Genomic DNA, 26,547 nt, shown 5'->3' with positions numbered 1-26,547 from the left:
CCCAGTACAACAGGGAAGAACCCCCATGAACAAACTTTCATTGGCCGGCGCTGTACTCGCAGCGGGCCTCGCCTTGGGCGGCAGCGCGCAGGCGCAGATCAAGCTCGGCGTCGGTGGTCCGATGACCGGCCCCGCTGCTTCCTACGGCCTGCAGGCCAAGGCAGGCGCCGAGATGGCGGTGAAGGACATCAACGCCAAGGGCGGTGTACTCGGCCAGAAGATCGAGATCAGCGTCGGCGACGATCAGGCCGATCCCAAGCAGAGCGTCTCGGTCGCCAATAAATTCGTGGGCGATGGCGTGACCTGGGTCGTCGGCCATGTCACTTCCGGCGGCGCCATCGCCGCTTCGGACGTCTATGCCGACAACAACATCATCAACGTCACGCCGTCCGCCTCCAGCGAGAAGCTGACCGACCGCGGCCTGTGGAATACGTTCCGGACCTGCGGCCGCGACGATCAGCAGTCCAAGGTGTGGGCGGACTATGTGCTGGCTCATTTCAAGGACAAGAAGATCGCCATCGCGCACGACAAGCAGACCTATGGCGAAGGCCTTGCCAAGGGGGCCAAGAAATACCTCAACGATGCCGGGGTGAAGGAAGTCCTCTATGAAGGGGCCAATGCCGGCGAAAAGGACTATTCGGGTCTCGTCACCAAGCTGAAGTCGAGCGGCGCCGACGTGCTGCTGTGGGGCGGCTACTACACCGAGGGCGCGCTGATCCTCAAGCAGTTGCGCGACCAGGGCGGCAAGACCATCATGATGGGCGCCGACGGCCTGAACTCGCCCGAATTCGCCACCATCGGCGGCGATGCCGTGGTCAGCACGTTGATGACCTTCGCGCCCAAGGTCGAAGATATTCCGGCCAATGCCGACCTGGTGAAGCGCTTCCGCGAGGGGGGCACCGATCCGGCCGGCTTCACCCTGCTGGCCTATGCCGGCGTCCAGGTGCTGGCCCAGGCGGCGGAAGAAGCCAAGTCCACCGATCCGCAGAAGATCGCCGAGGTCATGCATTCGGGCAAGAAGTTCCAGACCGTAATCGGCGAGATCTCCTACGACAAGAAGGGCGATCTGGCTCAACCGGCCTACGCCATCTACACTTGGAAGAAGGCCGCGGACGGCAAGATCGCCGCGGAGCAGAACCCCTCCTGAGGCCCTTGCCTCTCTTGTGCTGAAACATCACCCGCCTCGGCTCCGCCGGGGCGGGTTTTTATTTGCGCAACATGGCCGCAATCCCGAACCGTTCTGGACGGACATCTTTTCGGGTGCGCGGACGTCTCGTCCGCTCTCGGGCGACTGGCGCCTGAAAGGAAGAAAGAAGCGGACGAGACGTCCGCGAACCCAGGTTTCAGCCGAGCTTGCTGAGGATCGGAAAGGTGTTCTGCAGCCAGATGGCAAAATCGGCCATGCCACCGGTCAGAAAGGCAATGCCGGCGACCACCAGCAACCCGCCCATCGCCTTCTCCACCGTGCCGAGGTGGGCTCGGAACGTCCGCAGGAAGCGCATGAAGGGGTTCATGGCAAAGGCAGCCACTACGAAGGGCAGTCCCAGGCCGAGCGTATAGACAGCGAGCAAGGTCACGCCCTGGCTGACGCTGCCATCCTTGCCGGCCACGGCGATCACCGTTCCGAGAACCGGTCCGATGCAGGGCGTCCAGCCAAAGGCGAAGGCCAGCCCCATCACGAAGGCTCCCCACGGGCCGGAGCCGGCGCCGGCCTGCAGGCGCGCCTGGCGATAGAGCAGGGAGATGCGCAGGATGCCCAGAAAGTGCAGGCCCATGGCGATGATGACGATGCCTGCCAGCAGATAGAAGGGATCGATCGAATTGGCCCAGGAGGCCGGAAGGATGCCCTTCTCGGCCAGGCTGCCGAGGCCATTGGCCATCGCCCGGCGCAGGACCAGCAGATAGGAAGCCCCGGCGCCGAGCGAGATGAAGATGGTGGCAAGGCCTGCCATGAAGCACAGGGCCGAGATCACCGCACGCCGGCGCACGTCCTTGTCGATGGTCTGCCCCGTCATCTCGTCCAGCGTGGAGCCGGCGAGGAAGGTCAGATAGGGCGGCACCAGCGGCAGCACGCAGGGCGAGAGGAAGGAGAACAGGCCGGCCACGAACACGGCAGGCAAGGTAATATCGGCCATGGACCCATCCAGAACAGGCATTCACGCGTCGACACCGCCTTCCGGCGGCGAAGCCCCTGCTCTAGCGCGCCCACGCCTTTTGCCCAAGCCCGTTTCGTCGAACTCCCTGTCTCGTGATCGGAAGTGATGTCGCAGGGTTGCTCCGCCACGAGGCCGATTGTCTCGCCTGCAAGGCGGTGCGAAGCTGCCGGCAAGCGGAGGCTGATTCATGCGCAATCTCATCACGGATGTCGCCGGCGTGCTGGTCGGCAATGCCGAGGATTACGGGATCGCGTCCGGCACGACGGCGGTGGTGTTCGAGGAGCCGGCGGTCGCCGCCGTCGACGTGCGCGGCGGCGCCCCGGGAACGCGGGAAACCGACCTGCTCGCCCTGGAGCGGACGGTCGAGCGGATCGACGCCATCGCCCTGTCGGGCGGTTCGGCTTTCGGCCTGGAGGCCGGCGCCGGGATCGGAGCCTGCCTGGCCGAGCGGGGCCGCGGCTTCCAGGTCGGCGCCGTCAGGGTTCCGATCGTGCCCGGTGCCATCCTGTTCGACCTCCTCAACGGCGGCAACAAGAAATGGGGGCGGTATCCGCCCTATCGTGAACTCGGCTTCGCCGCAGCCGAGGTGGCTGCCGGCACCTTCGCGCTGGGATCGGCGGGCGCCGGGCTGGGAGCCACCACGGCCGGCCTGAAGGGTGGGCTCGGATCGGCCTCCGCCCGTTGTGGGCTTCACACCGTCGGGGCGCTGGTCGCCGTCAATGCGCTCGGCAGCGTCACCATCGGCGACGGCCCCCATTTCTGGGCGGCGCCCTACGAGCAGGCAGGGGAGTTCGGCGATCTCGGTCCGCCGGCTTCATGGCCGGTCGATGCCCTGGCCCTGCGCCACAAGGCCATGCAGGCCGGTAACACCACGATCGCCGTGGTGGCGACGGATGCCGTGCTCACCAAGGCCCAGGCCAAGCATTTTGCCGTGATGGCGCAGGATGGCCTCGCCCGGGCGATCCATCCGGTCCATACCCCGCTCGACGGCGACACGGTATTTGCCGCGGCTACAGGGCATGTGGCGTTGGCCGACCCCATCGGAGATCTGATCGCCCTCGGCACGGCTGCGGCGCATGCGCTGGCGAGGGCCTGTGCCCGCGCCGTCTACGAGGCGGGCGCCCTGCCCTTCCCCGGCGCTCTTCCGAGTTGGCGGGATCGTTTCGGAGGGCGATGACGGAGTCCCCTGCAAGGAAGGTGATCGTCCTCGGTCCCGGAAGGATGCTTCCTCAACGATTGCAATGGCTGGCCGGCTCTGGCAGGTACTGCCCGTTCACTGCGACCGTCACAGCCGAGGATCCGCCATGCCCCGCCCCATCATCATCGCCCCTTCCATTCTCTCGGCCGATTTCGCCGCACTCGGCGCGGAAGTGCGGGCGATCGAGGAGGCTGGCGCGGATTGGGTACATTACGACGTGATGGACGGGCATTTCGTGCCCAACCTCACCATCGGCCCCGGCGTCGCCGCTGCCCTGCGGCCGCATGTCACCACCAAGCTCGACGCCCATCTGATGATCTCGCCAGCCGATCCCTATCTGGAGGATTTCGCCAAGGCCGGCTGCGATACAATCACCGTCCACGCCGAGGCCGGCCCGCATCTCCACCGCTCGCTGCAGCATATCAGGAAGCTCGGTAAGCGGGCCGGCGTGGCGATCAATCCGGGCACATCGCCGGAAGTGGTCGACTATGTGCTCGACCTCGCCGATCTCATCCTGGTGATGACGGTCAATCCCGGCTTTGGGGGCCAGGCCTTCATTCCCGAGACCTTGTCGAAGATCGCCGCCATCCGGGCACGGGTCGGCAAGCGCGACATCGATATCGAGGTCGATGGCGGGATCACGCCCGAGACCGCGCCGCTCGTGGTGCGGGCCGGCGCCAATGCGCTGGTCGCAGGCTCCTATGTGTTCAAGGGCGGTCCGGCCGCCTATGCCGCCAACATCGGCGCCATTCGCGAAGCCGCGACGGCGGCTCTCTGACATCTTCTCCTTCCGCAGATTTGCGTTTCACTTTCCCGGCATCCGCGCCTAAAAGGGGCGCGAAAGGACTTTCTCCCATGATCCCACGCTACAGCCGCCCGCAAATGGTCTCCATCTGGGCGGAGCAGTCCCGTTTCCGTATCTGGTTCGAGATCGAGGCCCACGCCACCGACAAGCTGGCTGAGCTTGGCGTCGTGCCCAAGGAGGCGGCTGCCAAGGTTTGGGAGAAAGCCAGGGATGCCACCTTCGACGTAGCCCGGATCGACGAGATCGAACGGGAAGTAAAGCACGACGTCATCGCCTTCCTCACCCATCTCGGCGAGATCGTCGGCCCGGAAGCGCGCTTCCTGCATCAGGGCATGACCTCTTCGGACGTGCTCGACACCTGTCTCGCCGTCCAGCTGTCGCGGGCAGCCGATCTGCTGATCGCCGATGTCGACGAGGTCCTCGCGGCGCTGCGCAAGCGCGCCATCGAGCATAAATATACGCCCACCATCGGGCGCAGCCACGGCATCCATGCCGAGCCGGTCACCTTCGGCCTCAAGCTCGCCCAGGCCTATGCCGAATTCTCGCGCAACCGCGAGCGCCTCGTCGCCGCGCGCAAGGAAATCGCCACCTGCGCAATCTCCGGCGCCGTCGGCACCTTCGCCAATATCGATCCGGCGGTGGAAGCCTATGTCGCCGAGAAGATGGGCCTTGCCGTTGAACCGGTCTCGACCCAGGTGATCCCGCGCGACCGGCATGCGATGTTCTTTGCGACGCTCGGCGTGGTCGCCTCCTCGATCGAGCGCCTCGCCACCGAGATCCGCCACCTGCAGCGCACCGAAGTGCTGGAAGCCGAGGAGTTCTTCTCCGCCGGCCAGAAGGGCTCGTCGGCCATGCCGCACAAGCGCAACCCCGTGCTGACGGAAAACCTCACCGGCCTCGCCCGCATCGTACGCTCGGCCGTGACACCGGCGCTGGAGAATGTGGCGCTCTGGCATGAGCGCGACATCTCCCACTCCTCGGTCGAACGCATGATCGGCCCGGATGCGACCGTGACCCTGGACTTCGCGCTCGCGCGCCTGGCCGGCGTGATCGACAAGCTGGTGATCTATCCCGAAAACATGCGCCGCAATCTCGACCGTCTCGGCGGCCTGCACAATTCGCAGCGTGTGCTGCTGGCCCTCACCCAGGCCGGCGCCAGCCGCGAGGATTCCTACCGTCTGGTCCAGCGCAACGCCATGAAGGTCTGGCGCGGCGAGGGCGATTTCCTCGCCTTCCTCAAGGCTGATCCGGAAGTCTCGGCCAAATTGTCGGACGCGGCCCTCGAGGCGATGTTCGACGAGGGCTATCACTTCAAGCATGTCGACACGATCTTCGGTCGCGTCTTCGGCGCCGCAACCTGAGCGGAGCCCGAGCGTTCGCTTGGACGTTATGGATGAGCGGCGCTGCGGGAGCATTTCGGCTTCCGGCCCGCCGCCTCGTTCCCGCAGGGTCGTTTTACCGAAAACCGGTGTCCGCTTTTCGGTACGATGCTCTAGAATGGAGCCATGATCTTGAGTCGAGACGGGCTCGATCTGCTTGGCTGAAGTGCCTACCAACCGAGCCGGAGAACATCGACGTGCGCATTTCCGACGCCGACATCCTGATCGTGCCGGGCCTCGGCAATTCCGGCCCGGATCATTGGCAGTCACGCTGGCAGGCCAAGCTCTCGACGGCCCGCCGGGTCCAGCAGGATGATTGGGATCATCCCGAGCGCGAAGCCTGGGTAAGCAGGCTCGTCGAGAATGTCGAGACATCGAGCCGGCCGGCCATCGTCATCGCGCATTCGATTGGCGTGATCACCACCGTATTCGCGGCCGAGCGTCTGAAAGGGCATGTCATCGGCGCAATGCTGGTGGCGCCCTCCGATTGGGACAAGCCGGATCTGCTGCCCGGCTATGATCTCGATTTCAATCCAATCCCGATGACGGCCCTGCCCTTCCCCTCGCTGCTGGTGGCGAGCCGCAACGATCCCTATTGCGACATCAATCGCGCCAGCTCCTTTGCCGAAGCCTGGAACAGCGAATTCGTCGATGCGGGCGAAGCCGGCCATATCAATGTGGAGTCCGGTCACGGCCCCTGGCCCGAAGGCCTGCTGCGCCTGGCGTCCTTCCTGTCGAAGCTCAGGCACGAGAGCCAGTAATACCAGCTCGCCAAATTACTGCCCCGTTTGTGCGATGCGCTCTGTCATGCCCGGCGGGGTCGAAGATCCTGGGAAGGGGACGGCAAGTCAGGGAGGAGGGCGAAGACGGTCGATCCGGAGATCGACCCTCCAAATCCGCGCTCCAGGCAAATCTCAATAATTCGGGCCGCTCGGCCCCGCATGGCCGCGCGCGGCCTTCAAGGCGGCCTGGGCGCCAGCCGTCAGGAAAGCCCAGTCCGAGCCGATGCCCATGATGTCGAAGCCGAGCTCGGCGTTACGGGCCGCCGCTTCGCCACTGCCGCAATAGATCGCCGTCAGCTTGTTGCGGGCCTTGGCGGCAGCGAGAACCCGGTTGATCACCTCGACCGATTCCGGCAGTTGATGATCGAGCCTGGCGCCGTTGCTCAGGCTGATCGACAGGTCGCTCGGCCCGACGAACACGCCATCGAGCCCAGGCACGTCGAGAATCTCCTCGAGCGCGTCGGCAGCCTGCCGCGTTTCGATCATCGCCAGCGCAATAAGTCGGTCGTTCGCGACGCTACGATAGGCCTCGGTCTCGGCGCCGAACAGCGAAATGGCTCGGGTTCCGCCCCAGCTCCGTCCGCCGACCGGCGGGTATTTCAGCGTGTCGACGAGCCGGCGGGCATCCTCCACCGAATTGATCATCGGCAGGATGGCGAACTCAGCGCCGACGTCGTAGAGCCGTGCTGCGTCACCGAAACCGTCCAGGCCGACCCGCACGCCCGTCGGCGTGCCGGCCAGATGCGCCGCGCTGATGGCATCGCGCGCTTCGCCGAAGGACGCCTCGCCATGCTGCAGGTCGATGATAACGGCGTCGAAGCCGGCCCGGCCGAGCGCCTCGGCGATGCGCGGATAAGCCGCCCCCATCCAGGCCGCAAAGATCTTTTCGCCTTTGGCGAGGCGGGCGCGCAGCGTGGGGGCAGTCATGGCATTTCCGATCGCATTGCTACGACGCCCCGCTGGAGGGGACGTCGCAAGAGATGGATTGAGGGCAGTCAAACGCCGTTCTGTATTTCCTGAACGGCGCGGCCGAGCAATTCGGTCATGGCCTGGCGGACCTGCGGCTCGCTCATGCTGAGATTGGCCGCGGCGAAATCACTGAGCACCTTGCGCACCACGTCATGGTCGCCGGCTTCCTCGAAGTCCGACAGGACGACTGATTTGGCATAGGCGTTGGCTTCGTCGCCCGAAAGGCCGAGCTTCTCGGCGGCCCACAGCCCAAGGAGCTTGTTCCGGCGAGCCGTCGCCTTGAAGCGCAGATCCTCGTCATGGGCGAATTTGCTTTCGAAAGCCTCTTCCCGCTTGTCGAAGGTGGTCATCCGTTAAATCCTGTTCAGCTGCCGGTTTTCCTTGAAGGACCGGCCATGCCTGTTGCATATAGGCGCACAATCCCCAAATCAAATTAATGCGCCGTAACGCCCTCTCCTCCCCAGGATGCCGGGCGTCTTGAAACTACACTCATGCCGGGCACTAGCAAATGTGCTTTGGCTTGATTCGTGAAGCTTGGTTCCGATCGGGCGCTTCGCCTGCACGAAGATTGTGCGCGGAGGCATGATCGGGTAAGTTGGCCGTGTCTCCGGTTTGCTCCCGCAAATCGAATCGCCAATTGCGCCGGCCACGGATCGCATTTCCAGGAGCCCAGGCCCTTTGACGGATTTTCTCAAACCACGGTACATCCCGATGAACCGCCGCCGCCGCATTTACGAAGGCAAGGCGAAGGTCCTCTATGAGGGTCCCGAGCCCGGCACGCTGATCCAGCACTTCAAAGACGACGCCACCGCATTCAATGCCAAGAAGCACGAGGTCATCGACGGTAAAGGCGTCCTCAACAACCGCATTTCCGAATATCTGTTCCAGAATCTCAACGATATCGGTGTGCCCACCCATTTCATCCGCCGCCTCAACATGCGTGAACAGCTGATCCGCGAGGTGGAGATCATTCCGCTCGAGATCGTGGTCCGCAACGTCGCCGCCGGTTCCATCGCCACGCGCCTGGGCATCGAGGAAGGCACCCAGCTTCCCCGCTCGATCGTCGAGTTCTATTACAAGAACGATACCCTCAACGATCCGATGGTCTCGGAAGAGCACATCACCGCTTTCGGCTGGGCCAGCCCGCCCGAGCTCGACGACATCATGGCGCTGGCCATCCGCGTCAACGACTTCCTGTCCGGCCTGTTCCTCGGCGTTGGCATTCGCCTGGTCGATTTCAAGATCGAATGCGGCCGCCTGTGGGAGAACGACATCATGCGCATCGTCCTGGCGGACGAGATCTCGCCGGACTCCTGCCGCCTGTGGGACATCAAGTCGAACGACAAGCTCGACAAGGACCGCTTCCGCCGCGACATGGGCGGATTGGTCGAGGCCTATACGGAGGTCGCCCGCCGTCTCGGCATCATGAACGAGATGGACAATGTCGTCGTCAAGGGGCCCAAGCTGGTTCAGTGATCGCCTCGAGTGCAACAATGCGTAAGGGGCTCGCGCGTCGCGGCGTTCGAGCCCTTTTTGCTGGCATGGGCCTGCTCGCCCTTGCGGGCTGCAGTCTTTTCGACCTGTGGGCCGGCGATCCGGCGGTGTCGCTGCCCGACTCCGGATCGTGGGTGGTGCTGCCGATGCGCGCCTTCGTCTCGCGTGAGAACATCCGTGTCGACGGGCTGCAGCTCTGCACCAAAATGCGCTGCGGCTATGATGCGGCGATCGAGCGTTTCACCGTGACCGGCCCGGATGCCCTGGCGATCGAGCGCTCCCTGTCCGAGCCCAGGCGGCTTGCCGCTCTGCTGGCCAAGTCCGATCCCAAGACCAAAACGCCGCCACCCAAGGTTAGCGTCGACGGTTTCGCTTCCGGCGACTGGAGGGGGGTCCAGCTGGCGATGACCGGCGGCAAGAAATCCCATCACTTCAACGCCTATGCTGTCGGCCAGCGCCAGGAGGGCGGGGCCAGCTTCATCGTCGTCATCGCCGGTGAGCCGCGCATCGCCAGAAAACTCATCGACGAAGCAACGCAATAGAACCCGGACATCGTCTCGGAAAGGGCGCGACGCTTTTCCGCAGGAGCGATGCGACGGCCACTACGGACGATAGCGGATATGGCCTATGGACGACAAAAACTCAGCAAATTCATGAGCCTCGTGCTCCGTCACGCACCCGAGACCGCCGGCTTGGCGCTCGATGCGCAGGGCTGGGTCGAGATCGACGATCTCGCCAGGGCCGCGGGCGAGCAATTGGGAGCGGGCCGGCCCGATATCGAAAGGGTCGTCAGGGAAAGCGACAAGCAACGCTTCATCATCACCGGCACGCGCATTCGCGCCAATCAGGGCCACAGCGTGGCTGTCGATCTCGGTCTTGCCGCCACTGCACCGCCAGCTGAATTGTGGCATGGCACCTCAGCGTCCAACCAAGCCGGCATCTTTTCTTCCGGCCTCGAAAAACGCTCGCGCCAGCACGTGCATCTGTCTGCCGACCGCGAAACGGCGCGAAAGGTCGCCATGCGGCGCGCCGGGCCCTGGATCATCCTGCGGATCGACGCTGAGGCAATGCAGGCGGCCGGGCCGCAATTCTACCGAAGCGACAACGGCGTCTGGTTGACCGAGGCCGTACCGCCGCATTTCCTGAGCGTATTCGAGACGTTTTCCCGCTCCAGTCGGCAAGGCAATGATTGAACCATCGCTCGGACTGCTTTAAGCGCAAGCCGAAGATTTTTTCTCGCTGGAAGGCAGGTGTCGAATGAAGGCCCGTGTGATCGTTACGCTCAAGAATGGCGTCCTCGACCCCCAGGGCAAGGCAATCGAGGGCGCTCTTGCCTCGCTCGGCATCAAGAATGTCGATGGCGTGCGCCAGGGCAAGGTGTTCGACATCGAGCTCGGCCAGGCCGATGCCGAGACCGCCCGCGAAACGCTGAAGGCCGCATGCGAAAAGCTTCTCGCCAATACGGTGATCGAAAACTACAGCATCGATATCGCCTGATGCCGGTCCGGCTGCTTGCAGCCGTCCTGTGCCTGGTTGGAGCCGGCAGCGCCTGCCTCGCGGAAGAGCTTGTCGAGACCGGCGGTTTCAGCCTGCGCTATGACGAGACCGTCTGGGTCAGGGAGGCTTCCGCGCCGCCGGCCCTGCTCGCCCTGCGCTGTGCCGCCCCGACGTGTCCGCCCCATGCGGTCGCGACCTTCCTGTCTGACGAGCGCGGCCTGCCAAGCCCGGGTTTCGGCGCCTTTGGCCCGGGCGCTGCGACCGGCGCCATGATCGACCTGCGGATCCAGAGCCTTACCCCCGGCTCGCGCATACGTCCCCGCGGGCCGGTCGAACCGATCGTGTCGGGCGGCATGACGGGCTATCGCGGCCTTTACGACATCGAAGACCGGGCCTTGGCAAAGACGGCCGCCGCCATCGCCTTGCTGCGCTTCGACAACGGCACGCTGGAAATAAGGATGAAGGCCGACCAGCTGACGCCGCCCGGCCTCAAGTTGTTCGATCGCCTTGTCGACAAGATCGAGCCGACGGACTGAGATTGGCGGCGCAATCAACGCCGCCATGGCGAGGTTATACCGTCGAGGCCTTGAGGCCGGCGACACCGGCGACGATGGCGACGGCGCTGAGGATCTTCATGGCCGTGAGCGGCTCGCGCAGGAAGATGTAACCGAAGACCACGGTTCCGAGCGTCCCGACCGCCGTCCAGATCGGATAGGCGACGCTGACCGGCAGGCTCTTGAGAGCCAGGGTCAGCAGACCTACACCGCCGATCACGGCGATGACGGTTATCGCCGTCGGCAGCGGCCGGGTGAACCCCTCCGCATATTTCATGCTCAAGGCAAAAATCACTTCGAAGACCGCCGCTGCGGCCAGATAGAGCCAAGCCATAATGGCTTTCCTTTGCAAAATCCAATTCATCTCATGGGAGTCATGAGCCTTCCCCGCCGTATTAAGTGATTGACTTCCAAACCAACAAATTCGAAGTTCTCACGCGATGGATGAATTCCTTTCATGCATGAAGATATCGCTCACGTGATGATGCGCATGGAGATGACGGTACGATCTCGGGATGAAGCCAAGCCGGATGGGGGGCGATGATGCGCCGCCTGCCGCCCCTCGCCTCCCTGCGCACCTTCGAGGCCGCAGCGCGGCAGGAGAGTTTCAAGAAGGCGGCTGCCGAACTCGGCGTCACCGCCACCGCCGTCAGCCACCAGATCCGCCAGCTCGAAGCCTATCTCGACGTTCCCCTGTTCGAACGCCAGACGCGCAAGGTCCTGCTGACCGTCGAGGGCCGCAGCCTCTACCCTGCCCTGCGCGCCGCCCTGGACAGCATGGCCGAGGCTGTGGAAACCGTCAGGAAACGCCCGCGGCGGTGCATCGCGACCCTGTCGGCGACCGTCGCCTTCACGGCAAAGCTGCTGGTGCCGCGCGTCGGCACGCTGCGCAGCCTGCATCCGGGCTGGGATCTACGCCTGCATGCCTCCGACGACACGGTGGACCTCAATGCCGGCGACGCCGATGCCGCCATCCGCTACGGGCTCGGGCATTATGCCGGCATGACCGCCCTGCCCCTGCTGACGGACAGATTCGCGCCTGTCTGCAGCCATCGCCTGGGCCTGCGTGAGCCGGCCGACCTTCTCGGCGCGACGCTGCTGCATTTCGACTGGGGTCCGATCGCCTCGCGGGTGGACGTGCCGAATTGGCGCTCCTGGGCCCGGCGCGCCGGCATCGAGCACCTCGATCCGGACAGCGGCATCAGCTTCAACGATGAAAGCAGCGCCATCCAGGCCGCCATCGCTGGCCAGGGCGTCGCCTTGCTCAGCCTGTCCCTGGTCGCCGCCGAGCTTGCCTCCGGCGCGCTGGTGCAGCCCTTCGGCCCGGTCATGGAGGGTCTGAAGTTCAGTTTCGTCTATCCCGAAGGCGCGGAAAACCGGCCGGCTGTGGCCGTGCTGAAAGACTGGGTCCTGGCCGAGTTTGCCGAACGCCAAGTGGCGCCTCCGGCGATGGGCACCGAAGCCACCGGCAGGCCGGCGCATTCACGGTAATTGCCTCGGTTTCGGAGCCTGGCGCCCACTCTTCACTTGACCCAGCCCCCCCTCTGGAACCATATGCGCACGCATGGAGGGAGGCTGGACGCCCAAGCCTCCAGCCTCCTCTGCCGCAACCGATAAGCAGGATCCGATGAAAGCAGCTGTCGTCATTTTTCCCGGCTCCAACCGTGAAGGAGACGTGGCCAAGGCCCTCAAGCAGGCCGGCGCGCATGTCGAGATGATCTGGCACGCCGACACCGACCTGCCGGCAGGAACCGATCTGGTCGTGCTGCCGGGCGGCTTTTCCTATGGCGACTATCTGCGTTGCGGCGCCATCGCCGCCCGGGCCGCCATCATGGATGCCATCCGCCGTCATGCCGAACGGGGCGGCCTCGTGCTCGGCATCTGCAACGGCTTCCAGATCATCACGGATGGCGGCCTGCTGCCCGGCGTCCTGATGCGCAATGCCGATCTCAAATTCATCTGCAAGCGGGTCCATCTCAGGGTGGAGCGCACCGATACCGCCTATACCAGCAGCTATCGCCAGGGGCAGGCCATCGACGTCTGCGTGGCCCATGGGGAGGGCAATTATTTCTGCAGCCCCGAAACCCTGACGCAACTCGAAGGCGACGGCCTGGTGGCTTTCCGTTATTGTGACGCTGCGGGGAAGGTCAGCGCCGCCACCAATCCGAACGGCTCGCTCAACAATATCGCCGGCATCTATTCGGCCAACCGACGCGTTCTGGGCATGATGCCGCATCCCGAAAACCTGATCGATCCCCTGGCCGGCGGCACGGACGGCCGTGGCCTGTTTACCAGTGTCGTCAACGCCATGGCTTCGGCCTGATCGTCGACGGCGATGCAAGATTGAAGGCCAATGACGCGCAAGGTTCATCTGATTACGACGGGCGGCACGATCGCCTCCCGGCGTGACGAAAGCACCGGCGACGTGGTTGCCGGTCTCGACGGACAGGCGCTGCGCGCCATGCTGCACGATCCTCTTCCCGGGATCGAAATCGAGGTCGAAGAGTTCTGCAACCTCAACAGCTTCGCCATCGATCTTCCCACGGCGTTTGCCTTGGCCACCCGCATCAACGAACTTCTCGCGCGGGAGGATTGCGAGGGCGTCGTCGTCACCCACGGCACCGACACCATGGAGGAGAGCGCCTATCTCGCCGACCTCCTGCTCGCTTCGGACAAGCCGGTGGTCTTCACCGGGGCCCAGCGTGCGGCCGATGAGCCGGATGCCGACGGCCCGCGCAACATTGCCGATTCCATCCGCCTCGCCGCGGCCCCCGCCGCCCGCGGGCTGGGCGCGATGATCTGTTTCGAACAGGAATTCCACGCCGCTCGCGACGTGAGCAAGACGCATACCTCGCGCACCGATACCTTCATGTCGTGGGAGCACGGCAAGCTCGGCGAAATCGACGCGGGCGCCATCTGCCTGCATCGCCGCCCGGCGCTGCGGCGCGCCTACGCCCCCAGCGCCATCGAGCCCAATGTCACGCTGATCCGCCTCGCCATGGGCATGGACGGCGGCTATCTCCATTATGCCGCCGATCACGGCAGCAAGGCCATCGTGCTCGAAGGATTCGGGCGCGGCAACACGCCGCCATCGGTGACCAAGGCCGTGGCGGAGGTCATCAAGCGCGGCATTCCGGTGATCATCTGCTCGCGCTGCCCGCGCGGGCGGGTACTGCCTGTCTATGGCAATGGCGGAGCCACCGATCTGCATCGCGCCGGGGCCATCTTCGCCGGGGACCTCAGCGGCCACAAGGCGCGGCTTCTCGCCGCCGTCCTGCTCGGCCAGGGGCTCGACCAAGACGCGTTGCGGGCGGAAATCGAATATCTGGGCGGATAGAAGCCGCACGTCGAATCGCGCAGTTCGCCATCAGTCAGCGGCAGGGAGAGCCTCGACGATGCCGTCATTCCTGGCTAGGCCGAAGCCCTGGGAAGGGATCCCGGGCTACAAGTCACACCCTCGGGCGCGAGTCATGTCATCGGTCGCCAGATCGGCGATCGGTAGAAGGCGCCACTTCGCGAGGAAACGGCACGTCCGGGGGCTCCTGCGGCACCGGAACCTCGTCGGGCGGCAGCTGCGGCAGATCGGCTGGGGTATCGGCTTGGGGATCTCGGTCGGCGAAGCCGGGTCGAACGGGTCAGGCCTTTCCGGGGACGGCCGATCCGGTTGCGGGTCTCGGGGCCCCGCAGCGTTGGCCCGGATCGAACCGTGGCCCTGGGTATGCGATGGGAATGGCGCGATCATCTTGGCCTCCCTTTTTGAGAGGTCAGCCCAGGACAATCCCGATTTGGGGATTGCGGGAGTTGGTGATCATGGCGGCCCATACGCCGCCATGATCCTCCGGAGTATCTCGGAGCTCCGGGAACGACTCAGGCTGCTGCGCTGAGAGTGACCATCGTTTCGGTGTTGATCGGCGGGTGCGGCACCAGGCTGGCCTTGCTCTCATCCGCCCATCTGGCCAACCTGACGATACGAACCTTGTCGAGCTCGGCATCATTAGCCTCCACGGGCTCCACGGTGCTGAGGCCCGCATTGGAAACGAAGAACGTATGGTCCCCGAAGATGGAGATGAGTTCCTGCACGATCGGATTGGATTCGGGAATGACCCGGCCATCCATCTGGGTCAGAGCGCGTTCGATTCGCACCGATGTCAGCTTCATGGCGTCGTCCTTTCGGGTTGAGTGGCTTGTCTGTCGACGGGGTGACGTCACGGCTGCCCTGCTCACCGTCGGCATTGATCGCCTCCCGCCCCGCAGGCGGTTCGAAACGTGGCCAACGCTCAGGCTGCCTCATTGTCAGCCCGGCGCCCACATCCCGGCGTCAGGAGCTTTGCCGAGGCGCATTCTTCTCGTGAAATCTGGCCATAGTCTGCCTCAAGCGTGACCATTGCATGAAACAGCCCCCTCAGGCGGCCGCCTCCAGGGCTTCGAGCAATTCCTCTTCGCTGATCTGCCCCTCGGTACGCGGCGCGACGACCACCTGCTTGCCCAACAGGTGCTTGATCTTGTGCGCCACCGGCAAACAGCGCCGGTCGTCACGGTGATAGACGTGATAGCCATCGCCCGGATTCACGCCGATATCGAGGGCGCAACCCCTGCTGACGAAATGCCAGACGCCATTGCCGTCCACTATTCTGACCTTGCTCATCGAATTCTCCTTTGGTTGGAAAGGACAGCCACCGGCCGGCAGCGCACGGGCAGCGGACGCAAGCGTCCGGCGCAGATCGCCATCCATGCCTTGTGATTACCAACGCCGGCGGCGGCAGATCAGGCCTGCCGTCCGGACCAGCGGGGTTCCGCCCTTGGGATTGCCGCTGTATATTCAGTGAATGGGGCCATTGTCCGGCGTCACCGCGTCGACAGCTTGGTCATTCGGGCTGCCCGCATGCTTCCACCGCGGTTCAGCCATGCCAACCGCGCGCAGGCATTTCTCTCGCGTTCTGCCGCTTCGTTAACGTAGTCGCAGAAGTTCTGCATGAATCTGCTATCGCATGTGCGTTATGGCACATCCTGCGCCGGTGATTCATATCAGGTCGTGTGCAGGCACACAGCGGGTTGCCAGCCCGCCGGGGTGGTGCGATTCTAATTTCGGTGCACTGGAGCAGGCATATGAACCATCATTCTTCCCGTCAGCGTCTCGCTTGGGGCTTGTCCGGAGCCGTTGCCCTTTCACTGCTGGTGGCGGCTTGCGGTCCGCGCTCCGGCGAAGCCAGCCGGCCGGACGTTTCCAACCAGCAGCCGGTCGTCACGGCGGACGGCACCCAGCAGTTTCCCGTGCCGCAGGCCGGCCGGGCAACCCTTGCCCACAAGCTGACCCAACTCGTCCCCGGCACCATCACGGATGCCCGCATCTCTAACGGCTGGCGCACGCCGGCCGCAGCGAAAGTCCATCCCGACCAATATGCCGCCTGCGTCAGCGCCGATTCCGGCAGCGGCCAGCAGGTTTTCCTGATCGTCACCAATGGCTCCCATACGGGCGACGTGATCTCCGGCACCAAGGCGGCCGAGCGTTGCGCCGACGGCAATCGCGTCACGCAATGGGCGACCCTGCCGGAGGCGATGGGCCAGAGCTGAACGCGCTACATTCATCCGATTGAAGAAAATGGCGGCCCATGGGCTAATACGGTTCACTTAAGCAGGAACCGCTCCGAATTTGTCATAGCCGGGCTTGACCCGGCTACCCAGAAGCCGCACGGATGAACCCTCGGGGAGCTGGATTGCCGGGTCAAGCCCGGCAATGACAAAGGTCGAGCACCCCGAAACGCTTAAGTGAACTGCATTGGCCTATGCGCCGCCATTTGCATTTGCGGCCTCGCACGTCCCGCCGGCCCTCAGAAGGCGCGATAGGTCAGGACCGTGCGCGTATTGGCGATACCGGGGATGGACTGCACCTTCTCGCCGACGAAATGACCGATATCGACATCGTCATTGACGTAGAATTTGGCGAGCACGTCGAAGTCGCCGGCGATCGAATAGATCTCCGAGGCGATTTCGGCCTCGGCCAGGGCGCTGGCGACCTCATAGGTGCGGCCGAGCTGGCATTTGATCTCCACGAAAAACGTCCGCATCGCCGATACTCCGAGACTGGAAACGAGTGTCCGCCCACAGGAAGGCCAACAAAGTTGCGGTGTCAATGCGGATCGCGGCGCCTGCATGCGATCAATGGTTTACATTCGGCTCGGATACCCCTATCGCCTGCCGTGAACACCATGCAAATTGCCTTGACAGGAGACTGACCCGGCATGTCCGTGCACTCGGAACCCGCCATCACAGCCGAACTCATCGCCCAGCACGGGCTGAAGCCGGATGAGTATCAGCGGATCCTGGATCTGATCGGACGCGAGCCGACCTTCACCGAGCTCGGCATCTTCTCGGCGATGTGGAACGAGCATTGCTCCTACAAGTCCTCGCGCCTCCATCTGAAGAAGCTGCCGGTCACCGGCAAATGCGTGATCCAGGGCCCGGGCGAGAATGCCGGCGTCATCGACATCGGCGACGGCCTTGCCGCCGTGTTCAAGATGGAGAGCCACAACCACCCGTCCTATATCGAACCCTATCAGGGCGCGACCACGGGCGTGGGCGGCATCCTGCGCGACGTCTTCACCATGGGCGCCCGCCCGATCGCCTGCATGAACGCGCTCTCCTTTGGTGCGCCCGACCATCCCAAGACCCAGCACCTCGTCTCCGGCGTGGTCGCCGGCGTCGGCGGCTACGGCAATTCCTTCGGCGTGCCCACGGTCGGCGGCCAGGTGCGCTTCCATACCCGCTATGACGGCAACATCCTGGTCAACGCCTTTGCCCTCGGCCTCGCCGAGCAGGATAAGATCTTCTACGCCAAGGCGACCGGCGTCGGAAATCCCATCGTCTATTTGGGATCCAAGACCGGCCGCGACGGCATCCATGGCGCGACCATGGCTTCGGCCGAATTCGACGACAACTCCGAGGAAAAGCGCCCAACCGTGCAGGTCGGCGATCCCTTTGCCGAAAAGCTGCTGCTGGAAGCCTGCCTGGAACTGATGGCGACCGACGCCATCATCGCCATCCAGGACATGGGCGCGGCCGGCCTCACCTGTTCCGCCGTTGAGATGGGCGCCAAGGGCGATCTCGGCATCGAGCTCCATCTCGACAAGGTGCCGGTGCGCGAGAGCGGCATGACCGCCTATGAGATGATGCTGTCGGAAAGCCAGGAGCGCATGCTCATGGTGCTCAAGCCCGGCAAGGAGGCCGAGGCCGAGGCGATCTTCCGCAAATGGGGCCTCGACTTCGCCGTGGTCGGCAAGACCACGGACGATCTTCGCTTCCGCATCTTCCACAATGGCGACCTGAAGGCGGATCTGCCGATCAAGGAACTCGGCGACGAAGCGCCTCTCTATGACCGCCCCCATGTCCCCTCGCCCAAGCTGCCCGTGCTCGAGCCCGCGTCGCTCAAGACGAACCTGTCGACGGGCGAGGTGCTGCTCAACCTGATCGGCTCGCCGGAGCTGGCTTCCAAGCGCTGGGTCTATGAGCAATATGACACGCTGATCCTCGGCAATTCGATCCAGACGCCCGGCGGCGACGCTGCAGTCGTGCGCGTGCTCGACGGCCCCAAGGGACTGGCGATGACCTCGGACGTGACGCCGCGCTATTGCGAGGCCGATCCGGTCGAGGGCGGCAAGCAGGCCGTTGCAGAGGCCTGGCGCAACATATCCGCCGTGGGCGGCCTGCCGCTCGCCGTGACCGATAATCTCAATTTCGGCAATCCCGAGCGTCCCGACATCATGGGCCAGTTCGTTGGCTGCCTCGACGGCATCGGACAGGCCTGCCGTGCCCTCGATTTCCCCATCGTCTCGGGCAATGTCTCGCTCTACAACGAAACCAATGGCCGTGGCATCCTGCCGACCCCGACAATCGGCGGGGTCGGCCTTGTCGACGACGTCGCGGTGACGGCCTCGATCGCCTTCAAGGCCGAGGGCGAGACCGTCATGCTGGTCGGCGGACCCGGCACCTGGCTCGGCCAGTCCATCTGGCTTGCCGAGATCCTCAAGCGCGAAGAAGGCGCCCCGCCGCCGGTCGACCTGGCCGTCGAAAAGCGCCATGGCGACTTCATCCGCAGCCAGATCCGTGCCGGAAACCTCAAGACCTGCCATGACATTTCGGATGGCGGCCTTGCCGTGGCCGTCGCCGAAATGGCGTTGGGGCGCGGCATCGGCGCCGACCTGTCGAAGGCGCCGCAGGGCAGCGAGCCGCATGCCTTCTGGTATGGCGAGGACCAGGCCCGCTACGTCGTCGCCGTTGCCGCCGAAAAGGCCGAGGCCTTCGCCAAGGCCGCAGCTGAGGCCGGCGTGCCCGTCACCACGCTGGGCACAACCGGCGGCGATGCCTTGATCCTGCCCGAAGGCCGGCCCATCCTGGTTTCGGCGCTGAGCGAGCGCCACGAATCGTTCCTGCCGACCTTGATGGGCTCGGCGCGCCAAGCCGCCTGAAGAGGACTCAATTCCAATGCCGATGCCGGCCGCCGACATTGAAGCGATGATCAAGGAAAGCTTTCCTGACGCGAAGATCGAAATTCGCGATCTCGCCGGGGATGGCGATCACTACGCCGCGACGGTGATCTCCGAAGCGTTCCGGGGCAAATCCCGCGTCCAGCAGCACCAGATGGTCTATGCAGCGCTCAAGGGCAAGATGGGCGGCGTGCTGCACGCACTTGCGCTTTCCACGAGTGCTCCCTGATCGATAAATTATGTTAGGCTGAGCCCTGACATTAGACGCGGACATGCTTACATGTTCGACATTATCTGTTTCAGATCGAGAATTACCTCAATCGGGATTGAGTCATGAGCGACATCGCCACCTTCATCGAAAACGAAATCAAGTCCAATGACGTCGTGCTCTTCATGAAGGGCAACAAGGCGTTCCCGATGTGCGGGTTCTCCGGACAGGTCGTGCAGATCCTCGACTATCTCGGAGTCGACTACAAGGACCACGACGTGCTGCAGAATCCGGATCTGCGTAGCGGCATCAAGGATTTTTCGAACTGGCCGACGGTGCCGCAGCTCTACGTCAAGGGCGAGTTCGTCGGCGGCTGCGACATCGCCCGCGAAATGTTCCAATCGGGCGAGCTGGTAACCTTCCTGCAGGAAAAGAACATTCCGGTAAAGGCTCCGGCCAAGGCCTGACGTCTTTGCCGGCCCGCGAATGTGACGCAGAAACAAAGCCAGGCCCGCAGCCTGGCTTTTTCGTTGGGCGGGACAAAAGCCGGAGAGGCCCATGAGCAAATTGCTGATCGTCGGCACGGTGCGCCTGCCGGCTGCCAACTTGTCCCTGGCGCGCCCGGCTATGAAACGCATGGTGGAGAGCAGCCGCGCCGAAGAGGGCTGCGAGGAATATTCCTATGCCGAGGATGTCTTCGATGCGGGTCTCATCCACGTGAAGGAGATCTGGCGCGACCACGCGGCCCTGGACCGTCATTTCGCCTCCCAGCACATCGCCGAGTGGCGGGCGAGTTGGCCTGCTCTTGGCATCGGCGAGCGAAATCTGCACTGCTACGAGATCGGGACGCCCCGCCCGACGTAAGGGCTGTGGGGGCTGATCTTCAGACCAGCCTGGAAACGCCATACCCCGCCGGCACGATAGGACTGGTCTGAAGCCCACCGAATCTAGAGAACGTGCGATTTCTCTGAATCGCACGTTCTCCAGCTCTTTGTCTTGATGCGTTTTCTTAATCGAAAAGTCTGTCAACTTTTCTGGAAGGCGATCTAACGCCCCTTCATGACGTTGACGATCACCACGCCGAGGATCGCCAGCGCGCCGCCCAGCATGCCGACAGGGGTCGGCACCTCGCCGAGCCAGAGGAAGCCGATCAGCGTGGCCGTCGGTGGCACGCCATAGAGGAAGTTGGACGCCCGTGCCGCCGAAAGGCGCTTGAGGGCGATGGCCCAGGTGACATAGCCGATCGCGGTCGGGAAGATCACCAGATAGGCGACAGCCCAGTTCACCTCGGCAGGGGCGGCGACCGCCAAGGCCCGGAGCGTGGCGGGTACCGCCGGAAGCAGCGGCAAGGCACCGATGAACAGGATCCAGGCGGTGATCGCCAGGGCCGGAAAGCGCCCGAGCAGCGGCTTCTGCAACACGCTGGCCACGGCGGCGCAGACGGCGGCACCGAAGATCATCAACGCATTGGGATCGAGCTTGAAACCCGTATCCGTCGCCACCGCGATGAGAGCGACGCCGGCGAAGGAGGTCGCCGTACCGACCCAGCCCCAGCGTCCGAAACGCTCGCCTAAGGCGAAGATCGCAATCAGGGCGGTGAGTACCGGCATGGTGTTGATGATGAAGCTGGCCGGGCCGGCCGGCACGGTCTGCTCGCCAGTATTGAGCAGCACGGCATAGACGGCAATGAACAATATGGCGGCAATGGCAAGGCGCAGGAAGTCCCGCGGCAGCGGCATGGGCGGGCGCACAGCCGCCAGATAGGCCAGGCCGATGGCGCCGGCCGCGACATAGCGCGCTGCGGCCAGTTCCATCGGCGTCAGGGCCGTCAGGCAGACGCGGATCAGCGCGAAGGACGAGGCCCAGGAGAGAATGGTCACCAGAATGGCGCCGAAGGCGACCGCGTCGAATCCGCTCTTCTTTTTGGTTGCCTCGGCTTCACAGGCCATGCTGCTCATCATCGTCTCCCGACTCTCAGTGCCCCCCGTGACCTATCCCCCTTCGGCGTGCTTGAAAAGCACCTCAATCAATGATCTTCTGTGTCTATGGTTCACAGCTCGCCCAGTCTCCCACCGCTCGATACCCTCGAAACCTTCGCGCGCGCGGCACGTCTCGGCTCCTTCTCGGCTGCGGCCGAGGAGAGCGGCGTCACCCATGGCGCCGTCTCCCGCCAGGTGTCGCGCCTGGAGCGCTGGATGGGCGTGCGCCTGTTCGAGCGCAAGGCCCGCGGCGTCAACCTGACGCCGGAGGGCATGCGTTTCTTCGCCCGGACGGAGGAAGCCCTGGCGCTGCTCGGCAACAGCGGCGAGCGCTGGTCTCCCCGCCGGGCCAAGGCCGTGGTGCGCCTGTCGGTGACGCCTTCGGTCGCCTCGCTCTGGCTGTTTCGCCGCCTTGCCCGCCTGGAAGGCAGCGACATCCATCTCGAACTGGTGCTCGAACATCGCCTTGCGGATCTCGGCGAAGGCAGCGATCTGGCAATACGCTGCGGCAAGGGGCCCTGGGCCGGCGTGCGCGGCGTCCAGCTCTGGCAGGAGAAGGCTTTCCCGATCGCCTCCCCTGCCCTTGCCGAACGCCTGCGACGCGGCAATGACGCGCAGGCTCTGCTCGAGCTGCCGATCCTGCACGATTCCAATATCGAGGGGTGGCGGCGCTGGCTGGCGCCGGAAGGCGTGGACTACGTGCCGCGCGGCCAGGATCGCCGTTTCGAGGACTATAACCTGGTCATCGATGCCTGCTGCCAGGGGCTGGGCATCGCCCTGGCGCGTCCGCCTCTGTCGGCGGCCGCCCTCGACGAGGGGCGCCTCGTACCGGTTTCAGACCGAACGATCGATTACCACGTGGCCTTTCATCTGATCCGCTCGGACGAAGCTCTGCGAGGCCCGGCCGCGGAGCTCGCGGTGCGCCTTCTGCGCGAGGCGGGTCATGACGAGGCGGCTATCTCCAGCTTTACTGCCCCCGGCCGGAAGGGCTAGCAAGCGGTAGGCTCAATTCTCCTGCTCGCCGAAATGCCGGCGCCAGATCGGCGCTATGACGGGCCGCTGTGCCACGGTTTCGGTGATACGGGTGAGCTTCGGGCATTCCTTGGCCCGCCATTCATTGCCGATCGCCCAATTGCTGATGGCGGCGATGGCGAGATCGATGGCCGAAAAGCCCGACAACAGGAAGCTGCCTTCGGCACTGGCTGCCTGCTCCACCAGTTGCCAGCGCTCACGGATGCGCTGGCGCACGCGTGAACGCATGGCTGTCTCATGCGTCTCGGGCGGAGCGAAACGCAGGGGATAATCGTAGAGTTCGATGAGGGGATAGATTTCAGCCGCCACATGGATCAGCCAGCGCAGGGCATGGCGACGGTCGGGGGCATCATGCGCCGGCATCAGGCGCGCTTCGGGGTGTTCCTCGCTCAATGCCAGCAGAATGGCGGCCGACTGTACGATCGTGGTTCCGTCGTTGAAGCGTAGTGCCGGAATCTTACCCAACGGATTGATTGCCAGATACTGAGCGTTGTGCTGCTCGTCCTTGGTCAGATCGATATCGATCAGATGAACATCCTGCCCCGCCTCGGCCAAGGCGGCCTCGACCATGAAAGAGCCGGAATCCGGTTCGCCCCAAAGCGTGTAAACCATACAGACCTCTTAGCATCGACCGGCTGCGGCCGGCCACCTCCCGACATTATGCGGCGATCGGGGAAGACCGCCCCAATCTCTTACTTGTTGGTTCTGTGCAACCCCTGCCGCTGTTCTTGCTTGTTTCACCGGCTCGTCGGTTCAGACCATAAGCGACTGAGCCGGCGTGTCGCATGATCTTTTTGCAATACGGCCATCCCGATTTGCGGACCTTCCAGCGTGCACAACCCGACCGGCAATAAAAAAGGCCGCCAAAATGGCGGCCTTTGTCGTGTATCAGGTCGTATTCGCTTAGCGCGAATAGAATTCGACGACCAGGTTCGGCTCCATCTGGACCGGATAGGGCACGTCCTGCAGCGTCGGAACGCGGACATACTTGGCGGTCAGCTTGGAATGATCGACTTCGATGTAGTCGGGAACGTCACGCTCGCCGGAAGCAACGGCCTCGAGCACCAGCACGAGCTGCTTGGAGGCTTCCTTGACCTCGACGACATCACCCGGCTTCACCTTGTAGGAGGGGATGTTGACGCGGCGGCCATTGACCTTGACGTGGCCGTGGCTGACGAACTGGCGGGCAGCGAACACGGTCGGCACGAACTTGGAGCGATACACCACCGCATCCAGGCGCTGCTCGAGCAGGCCGATGAGGTTGGCGGAGCTGTCGCCCTTCAGGCGGCGGGCTTCTTCATAGATCTTGCGGAATTGCTTTTCCGAAATCGAGCCGTAATAGCCCTTCAGCTTCTGCTTGGCGCGGAGCTGGGTGCCGAAGTCGGACATCTTGCCCTTGCGGCGCTGGCCGTGCTGGCCCGGGCCGTACTCGCGGCGGTTGACGGGGCTCTTGGGGCGACCCCAGATATTCTCGCCAAGGCGGCGATCGATCTTGTACTTAGCGTTATGGCGCTTCGACATTCGCGTCCTCTATGGTTTGCGAAGTTATGAGGAACGCGCCCTCCTCTCCCGGAACCCGGGCGACAGACAGCCGGAGACCGGCCGTCACGGGAGCGTAAAACATCACGCGGGACCCGAAGGCCCCGCGTGTGGCGTTCGCTTAGTCGAAAGATCGCTGCATGTCAATTCCAGGACGGCACCCGATCCCCTGTATCCCGGGCAACTCGACAGCTACATGGCGGGTGAGTAGCTTGGGCCAACTCGGCACTTGTGAGTCTTCTTTGATGAAAACCCTTTCTCTCTCCGCCGCATTTCTGGCGGCGTCGTTGAGCTTTGCCAGCGCGGCACCGCTCGAAACCTATACGGCCCGCCTCTCCAGCGCGGATCATTTCAATACGAACGGCGAAAGATTGACCTCCGTCGCCGCAATCATCCGGCAGGATCGCGCCAACTTCTACCTGGGCTACCATCGCGACCGGGAAGATGAATCCGACCGCTTCTTCTCCAGCAAGGAAAACCGCGCCCGGCTGGAAAGCATGCTCAATCGCGGCCGCATCAGCGCCTCCGCGGCCAACGCCGTCATCGACGGATCACCGCTGATCAATGTCGAGATCTACGAGGATTTCATCGTCGTGACGGTCGAATAGAGCAAAGCGCGGAAGAGCGCGGGGGACCCCGCCCGGTTCGGCCAGCTCTTCCTCAATCAGTTCCGCTGGCACGGCGGCTCCGTCGTGCCCGCCGACTCGGTTCGCCAGTCCATTGCGGCAGGCTATCGCGGGCAGTTCCTCGCCTATATTCCGACAAAACGCCTCGTCCTGGTGCAGGCCGTCGATCCGGCGGAAAATTCCGGCCGGCCTCCATAGGAGGGATTTCATGGTGCTGTTGCAGCCGATCGCCACGGCCGCTCCCTGAGCGATGCCCGTCGCCGCGCTTCCAACCAATCGAGACGTCTCCCTCGGCTGGCCCGCGGCATTGCTGCTCCACGTCATCGTCCTCGCCCTGCTGTTCCTGCTTCCCCGCCCCGCACCGCTGAACCAGCCTCCCGAAAACAGCATCGAAGTCGAATTCGTCGGGGACATTCCCAAACCACCCCCGCCGGCACGGCCCCCTCCTGCGCTACCGGCCAAGCCGCCCTCGGCCGATGGCATTCCGCAGGGAGGAGTGGCGGTTCCCAGGCCGAGCGAAGCCCTGCCACCGCCGTCGCCACCGGCGATGATCCAGGCCCGGAAGATCCTGTCCGATCTCGCCCTCGCGGATCCACGCAGCCGGCAGGCCAGGAAGATGCTGCCTCTCCTCGGCCGCGACGAACGCATGGAGCAATTGTGCAACATCGAGGCCATGGCCCAGTTGCGGGCCTGGAACCACGATCTCGAGCCCGACCTCACGATCGCCTATGCACGCGCGGAAACCAGGATGGGCGATGCGAGCGTAACAGCCGACGGCGCGGCATTCCGAAGCCGGAGGCAGTGGTTCGTCCTGAGATATCGCTGCAACCTCACCCTCGACCTCGCCAGGGTTTCAGCATTCGAGTTCCAGGCCGGCGCGGCCATACCCAGGAACGCATGGAGCCGTTTCAACCTGCCCGTCAGCGACGAGCCGCAGGATTGAGCCTACCACGACGGTGGGATGCTCATCGTCTTCCTGGTCGAAAAGCCTGCCAACTTTTCCGGAGAACGCTTCAATGCCAGCGCGGCGGCATGGCTTCGACGGCAATGGCCGGAAGGCCGCGGGCGGCAAGCGCCGCCCTGAGTTCGCCGGTCAGTCCGGCGCCGCCGGTGAATAGGGCCAGACCGTCCTCCACCACCGTGCGCGGCGGGATCGAGCCGGCAAGCTCGGCAGCGCGGCGAGCGATGGCCGGGGCAGGATCGAGCCAGGTGACCGGCCAGGGGGCGACCCGCTTCATTGTTTCGAGCACCAGCGGGTAATGCGTGCAGGCCAGCACCACCACATCGGTGCGTTTGCCGTCGCGATCGACGAAACAAGGCGCGATCTCGCGCGCAATCGCTTCATCCTCGACGGGCTGGCCGCGTAATACGGCTTCCGCCAGGCGGGCCAGCCCCATCGCGCCGACCAGTTCCACCTCGATCGTGGCGGCGAAGGAACGGATCAGCTCGCGCGTATAGTCGCGCTTGACGGTACCCGGCGTCGCCAGGATCGCCACCCTCCCCGTCTTCGTCAGCGCGGCAGCCGGCTTGATCGCGGGCACGGTGCCAACGAAGGGTACCGAGAAGCGTTGGCGCAGCACGGGGAGGACAACGGTTGATATCGTGTTGCAGGCGATGACCACCAAAGACGGCTGATAACGCGGGATCAACCGCTCCATCACCTCGACGACGCGTTCGACCACGACGTCCTCGGCAAGGCGGCCATAGGGAAAGACGGCATCGTCGGCGGCATAGACGAAGCGCGCACCGGAAAGCGCCTTCTGCAATTCGGAAAATACGGTGAGGCCACCAAGGCCGGAATCAAAGACAAGGACAGTTGGAGCGCGGTCAGACATGACCGCAGCTCCAT

At 64.2% G+C, this 26,547-nt stretch carries 32 protein-coding genes; 21 read left to right on the top strand and 11 right to left on the bottom strand.

Annotation, left to right across the window (positions count from 1 at the left end; translation table 11 throughout):
* Positions 1-25: 25 nt before the first annotated feature.
* On the top strand, positions 26-1,147 hold the full coding sequence (locus tag C5L14_RS14285; protein WP_105862734.1) for a branched-chain amino acid ABC transporter substrate-binding protein: 1,122 nt from the start codon (positions 26-28) through the stop codon (positions 1,145-1,147).
* 196 nt (positions 1,148-1,343) lie between these two features.
* Here the strand turns inward: C5L14_RS14285 and C5L14_RS14280 are convergent, their stop codons facing one another.
* Positions 1,344-2,135 (bottom strand): cytochrome c biogenesis CcdA family protein, encoded by a 792-nt coding sequence (locus C5L14_RS14280; protein ID WP_105862733.1) that lies wholly within the window; start codon positions 2,133-2,135, stop codon positions 1,344-1,346.
* A 208-nt stretch (positions 2,136-2,343) separates the two neighbouring features.
* Here C5L14_RS14280 and C5L14_RS14275 point away from each other — a divergent pair, with 208 nt between their 5' ends.
* The 4 genes from C5L14_RS14275 (at position 2,344) to C5L14_RS14260 (ending at position 6,299) form a co-directional block, all read left to right on the top strand.
* On the top strand, positions 2,344-3,333 hold the full coding sequence (locus tag C5L14_RS14275) for a P1 family peptidase (RefSeq protein WP_105862732.1): 990 nt from the start codon (positions 2,344-2,346) through the stop codon (positions 3,331-3,333).
* 127 nt (positions 3,334-3,460) lie between these two features.
* On the top strand, positions 3,461-4,132 hold the full coding sequence (gene rpe, locus C5L14_RS14270; RefSeq protein ID WP_105862731.1) for a ribulose-phosphate 3-epimerase: 672 nt from the start codon (positions 3,461-3,463) through the stop codon (positions 4,130-4,132).
* A gap of 77 nt (positions 4,133-4,209) precedes the next feature.
* Positions 4,210-5,520, top strand: coding sequence for an adenylosuccinate lyase (gene purB / locus C5L14_RS14265; protein WP_105862730.1), 1,311 nt, complete (start codon positions 4,210-4,212; stop codon positions 5,518-5,520).
* Between the two features lie 215 nt (positions 5,521-5,735).
* Entirely contained in the window at positions 5,736-6,299 is a 564-nt protein-coding gene (locus tag C5L14_RS14260; protein WP_105862729.1) for an RBBP9/YdeN family alpha/beta hydrolase, read from the top strand.
* 153 nt (positions 6,300-6,452) lie between these two features.
* Here C5L14_RS14260 and C5L14_RS14255 read toward each other — a convergent pair whose 3' ends face one another.
* Entirely contained in the window at positions 6,453-7,247 is a 795-nt protein-coding gene (locus tag C5L14_RS14255; RefSeq protein ID WP_105862728.1) for an HpcH/HpaI aldolase family protein, read from the bottom strand.
* A gap of 68 nt (positions 7,248-7,315) precedes the next feature.
* Positions 7,316-7,639 (bottom strand): DUF1476 domain-containing protein, encoded by a 324-nt coding sequence (locus tag C5L14_RS14250; protein WP_105862727.1) that lies wholly within the window; start codon positions 7,637-7,639, stop codon positions 7,316-7,318.
* A 361-nt stretch (positions 7,640-8,000) separates the two neighbouring features.
* Here C5L14_RS14250 and purC point away from each other — a divergent pair, with 361 nt between their 5' ends.
* The 5 genes from purC (at position 8,001) to C5L14_RS14225 (ending at position 10,816) form a co-directional block, all read left to right on the top strand.
* Positions 8,001-8,765 (top strand): phosphoribosylaminoimidazolesuccinocarboxamide synthase, encoded by a 765-nt coding sequence (purC, locus tag C5L14_RS14245; protein WP_105862726.1) that lies wholly within the window; start codon positions 8,001-8,003, stop codon positions 8,763-8,765.
* A gap of 17 nt (positions 8,766-8,782) precedes the next feature.
* Positions 8,783-9,325, top strand: coding sequence for a hypothetical protein (locus C5L14_RS14240; RefSeq protein ID WP_146126911.1), 543 nt, complete (start codon positions 8,783-8,785; stop codon positions 9,323-9,325).
* Positions 9,326-9,403: 78 nt separating this feature from the next.
* A complete protein-coding gene (locus tag C5L14_RS14235) occupies positions 9,404-9,976 on the top strand; it encodes an RNA 2'-phosphotransferase (protein ID WP_105862724.1) in 573 nt (190 codons plus the stop codon).
* Positions 9,977-10,040: 64 nt separating this feature from the next.
* On the top strand, positions 10,041-10,280 hold the full coding sequence (purS, locus tag C5L14_RS14230) for a phosphoribosylformylglycinamidine synthase subunit PurS (protein WP_105862723.1): 240 nt from the start codon (positions 10,041-10,043) through the stop codon (positions 10,278-10,280).
* Entirely contained in the window at positions 10,280-10,816 is a 537-nt protein-coding gene (locus C5L14_RS14225) for a hypothetical protein (RefSeq protein WP_105862722.1), read from the top strand. The genes purS and C5L14_RS14225 overlap by 1 nt, the downstream gene beginning before the upstream one ends.
* Before the next feature lie 34 nt (positions 10,817-10,850).
* On the opposite strand, the gene C5L14_RS14220 is transcribed toward C5L14_RS14225, so the two are convergent.
* The gene (locus tag C5L14_RS14220; protein ID WP_105862721.1) at positions 10,851-11,168 is read right to left on the bottom strand and encodes a DMT family transporter; all 318 of its coding nucleotides are present in this window, start codon (positions 11,166-11,168) and stop codon (positions 10,851-10,853) included.
* 209 nt (positions 11,169-11,377) lie between these two features.
* Between C5L14_RS14220 and C5L14_RS14215 the strand changes: the two genes are divergently transcribed.
* The 3 genes from C5L14_RS14215 to C5L14_RS14205 all read left to right on the top strand — a co-directional run bounded on the left by C5L14_RS14215 (position 11,378) and on the right by C5L14_RS14205 (position 14,171).
* Complete coding sequence (locus C5L14_RS14215; RefSeq protein WP_105863212.1) at positions 11,378-12,325, top strand: LysR substrate-binding domain-containing protein; 948 nt, start codon at positions 11,378-11,380, stop codon at positions 12,323-12,325.
* A gap of 136 nt (positions 12,326-12,461) precedes the next feature.
* Positions 12,462-13,157, top strand: a complete 696-nt coding sequence (purQ, locus tag C5L14_RS14210) for a phosphoribosylformylglycinamidine synthase subunit PurQ (RefSeq protein WP_105863211.1) — start codon at positions 12,462-12,464, stop codon at positions 13,155-13,157.
* A gap of 30 nt (positions 13,158-13,187) precedes the next feature.
* Positions 13,188-14,171: an asparaginase gene (locus C5L14_RS14205; RefSeq protein ID WP_105862720.1), complete on the top strand. Its 984-nt coding sequence runs from the start codon at positions 13,188-13,190 to the stop codon at positions 14,169-14,171.
* 530 nt (positions 14,172-14,701) lie between these two features.
* Here the strand turns inward: C5L14_RS14205 and C5L14_RS14195 are convergent.
* Positions 14,702-14,992: a hypothetical protein gene (locus tag C5L14_RS14195; protein WP_105862718.1), complete on the bottom strand. Its 291-nt coding sequence runs from the start codon at positions 14,990-14,992 to the stop codon at positions 14,702-14,704.
* A 244-nt stretch (positions 14,993-15,236) separates the two neighbouring features.
* Positions 15,237-15,479: a hypothetical protein gene (locus C5L14_RS14190; protein ID WP_105862717.1), complete on the bottom strand. Its 243-nt coding sequence runs from the start codon at positions 15,477-15,479 to the stop codon at positions 15,237-15,239.
* Between the two features lie 461 nt (positions 15,480-15,940).
* Here C5L14_RS14190 and C5L14_RS14185 point away from each other — a divergent pair, with 461 nt between their 5' ends.
* Positions 15,941-16,405 carry a hypothetical protein gene (locus C5L14_RS14185; protein WP_105862716.1) on the top strand — a complete coding sequence of 155 codons (465 nt, stop codon included), beginning with the start codon at positions 15,941-15,943 and terminating at the stop codon, positions 16,403-16,405.
* Between the two features lie 257 nt (positions 16,406-16,662).
* Here C5L14_RS14185 and C5L14_RS14180 read toward each other — a convergent pair whose 3' ends face one another.
* Positions 16,663-16,899 (bottom strand): Lrp/AsnC ligand binding domain-containing protein, encoded by a 237-nt coding sequence (locus tag C5L14_RS14180; protein ID WP_068294951.1) that lies wholly within the window; start codon positions 16,897-16,899, stop codon positions 16,663-16,665.
* Between the two features lie 174 nt (positions 16,900-17,073).
* Between C5L14_RS14180 and purL the strand changes: the two genes are divergently transcribed.
* From purL to C5L14_RS14160, 4 genes are all read left to right on the top strand, one after another.
* A complete protein-coding gene (gene purL / locus C5L14_RS14175) occupies positions 17,074-19,296 on the top strand; it encodes a phosphoribosylformylglycinamidine synthase subunit PurL (protein ID WP_181161173.1) in 2,223 nt (740 codons plus the stop codon).
* A 16-nt stretch (positions 19,297-19,312) separates the two neighbouring features.
* Complete coding sequence (locus C5L14_RS14170) at positions 19,313-19,543, top strand: BolA/IbaG family iron-sulfur metabolism protein (RefSeq protein WP_105862715.1); 231 nt, start codon at positions 19,313-19,315, stop codon at positions 19,541-19,543.
* A gap of 104 nt (positions 19,544-19,647) precedes the next feature.
* Positions 19,648-19,989: a Grx4 family monothiol glutaredoxin gene (gene grxD / locus C5L14_RS14165; RefSeq protein WP_105862714.1), complete on the top strand. Its 342-nt coding sequence runs from the start codon at positions 19,648-19,650 to the stop codon at positions 19,987-19,989.
* A gap of 91 nt (positions 19,990-20,080) precedes the next feature.
* Entirely contained in the window at positions 20,081-20,386 is a 306-nt protein-coding gene (locus C5L14_RS14160; RefSeq protein ID WP_105862713.1) for a putative quinol monooxygenase, read from the top strand.
* 182 nt (positions 20,387-20,568) lie between these two features.
* Here the strand turns inward: C5L14_RS14160 and C5L14_RS14155 are convergent, their stop codons facing one another.
* Positions 20,569-21,480: a DMT family transporter gene (locus tag C5L14_RS14155; RefSeq protein ID WP_105862712.1), complete on the bottom strand. Its 912-nt coding sequence runs from the start codon at positions 21,478-21,480 to the stop codon at positions 20,569-20,571.
* An 87-nt stretch (positions 21,481-21,567) separates the two neighbouring features.
* On the opposite strand from C5L14_RS14155, the gene C5L14_RS14150 reads away from it, so the two are divergent.
* Complete coding sequence (locus C5L14_RS14150; protein WP_105862711.1) at positions 21,568-22,494, top strand: LysR family transcriptional regulator; 927 nt, start codon at positions 21,568-21,570, stop codon at positions 22,492-22,494.
* A gap of 12 nt (positions 22,495-22,506) precedes the next feature.
* Here the strand turns inward: C5L14_RS14150 and C5L14_RS14145 are convergent, their stop codons facing one another.
* The gene (locus C5L14_RS14145) at positions 22,507-23,145 is read right to left on the bottom strand and encodes a glutathione S-transferase family protein (protein WP_105862710.1); all 639 of its coding nucleotides are present in this window, start codon (positions 23,143-23,145) and stop codon (positions 22,507-22,509) included.
* 291 nt (positions 23,146-23,436) lie between these two features.
* Positions 23,437-24,054: a 30S ribosomal protein S4 gene (gene rpsD, locus C5L14_RS14140; RefSeq protein ID WP_105862709.1), complete on the bottom strand. Its 618-nt coding sequence runs from the start codon at positions 24,052-24,054 to the stop codon at positions 23,437-23,439.
* Positions 24,055-24,284: 230 nt separating this feature from the next.
* On the opposite strand from rpsD, the gene C5L14_RS14135 reads away from it, so the two are divergent.
* Together C5L14_RS14135 and C5L14_RS14130 are read left to right on the top strand one after the other, a co-directional pair.
* Positions 24,285-24,680 (top strand): hypothetical protein, encoded by a 396-nt coding sequence (locus C5L14_RS14135; protein WP_146126910.1) that lies wholly within the window; start codon positions 24,285-24,287, stop codon positions 24,678-24,680.
* Between the two features lie 268 nt (positions 24,681-24,948).
* Positions 24,949-25,641, top strand: coding sequence for a DUF930 domain-containing protein (locus tag C5L14_RS14130; RefSeq protein WP_105862707.1), 693 nt, complete (start codon positions 24,949-24,951; stop codon positions 25,639-25,641).
* A 70-nt stretch (positions 25,642-25,711) separates the two neighbouring features.
* Here C5L14_RS14130 and murI read toward each other — a convergent pair whose 3' ends face one another.
* The gene (gene murI, locus C5L14_RS14125) at positions 25,712-26,533 is read right to left on the bottom strand and encodes a glutamate racemase (RefSeq protein ID WP_245443390.1); all 822 of its coding nucleotides are present in this window, start codon (positions 26,531-26,533) and stop codon (positions 25,712-25,714) included.
* Between the last annotated feature and the right edge of the window lie 14 nt (positions 26,534-26,547).

Origin of the sequence: Labrys okinawensis (assembly GCF_002982075.1) — a bacterium.
GTDB classification, from domain to species: domain Bacteria; phylum Pseudomonadota; class Alphaproteobacteria; order Rhizobiales; family Labraceae; genus Labrys; species Labrys okinawensis_A.
This window is presented reverse-complemented; position numbering and strand designations above follow the sequence as displayed.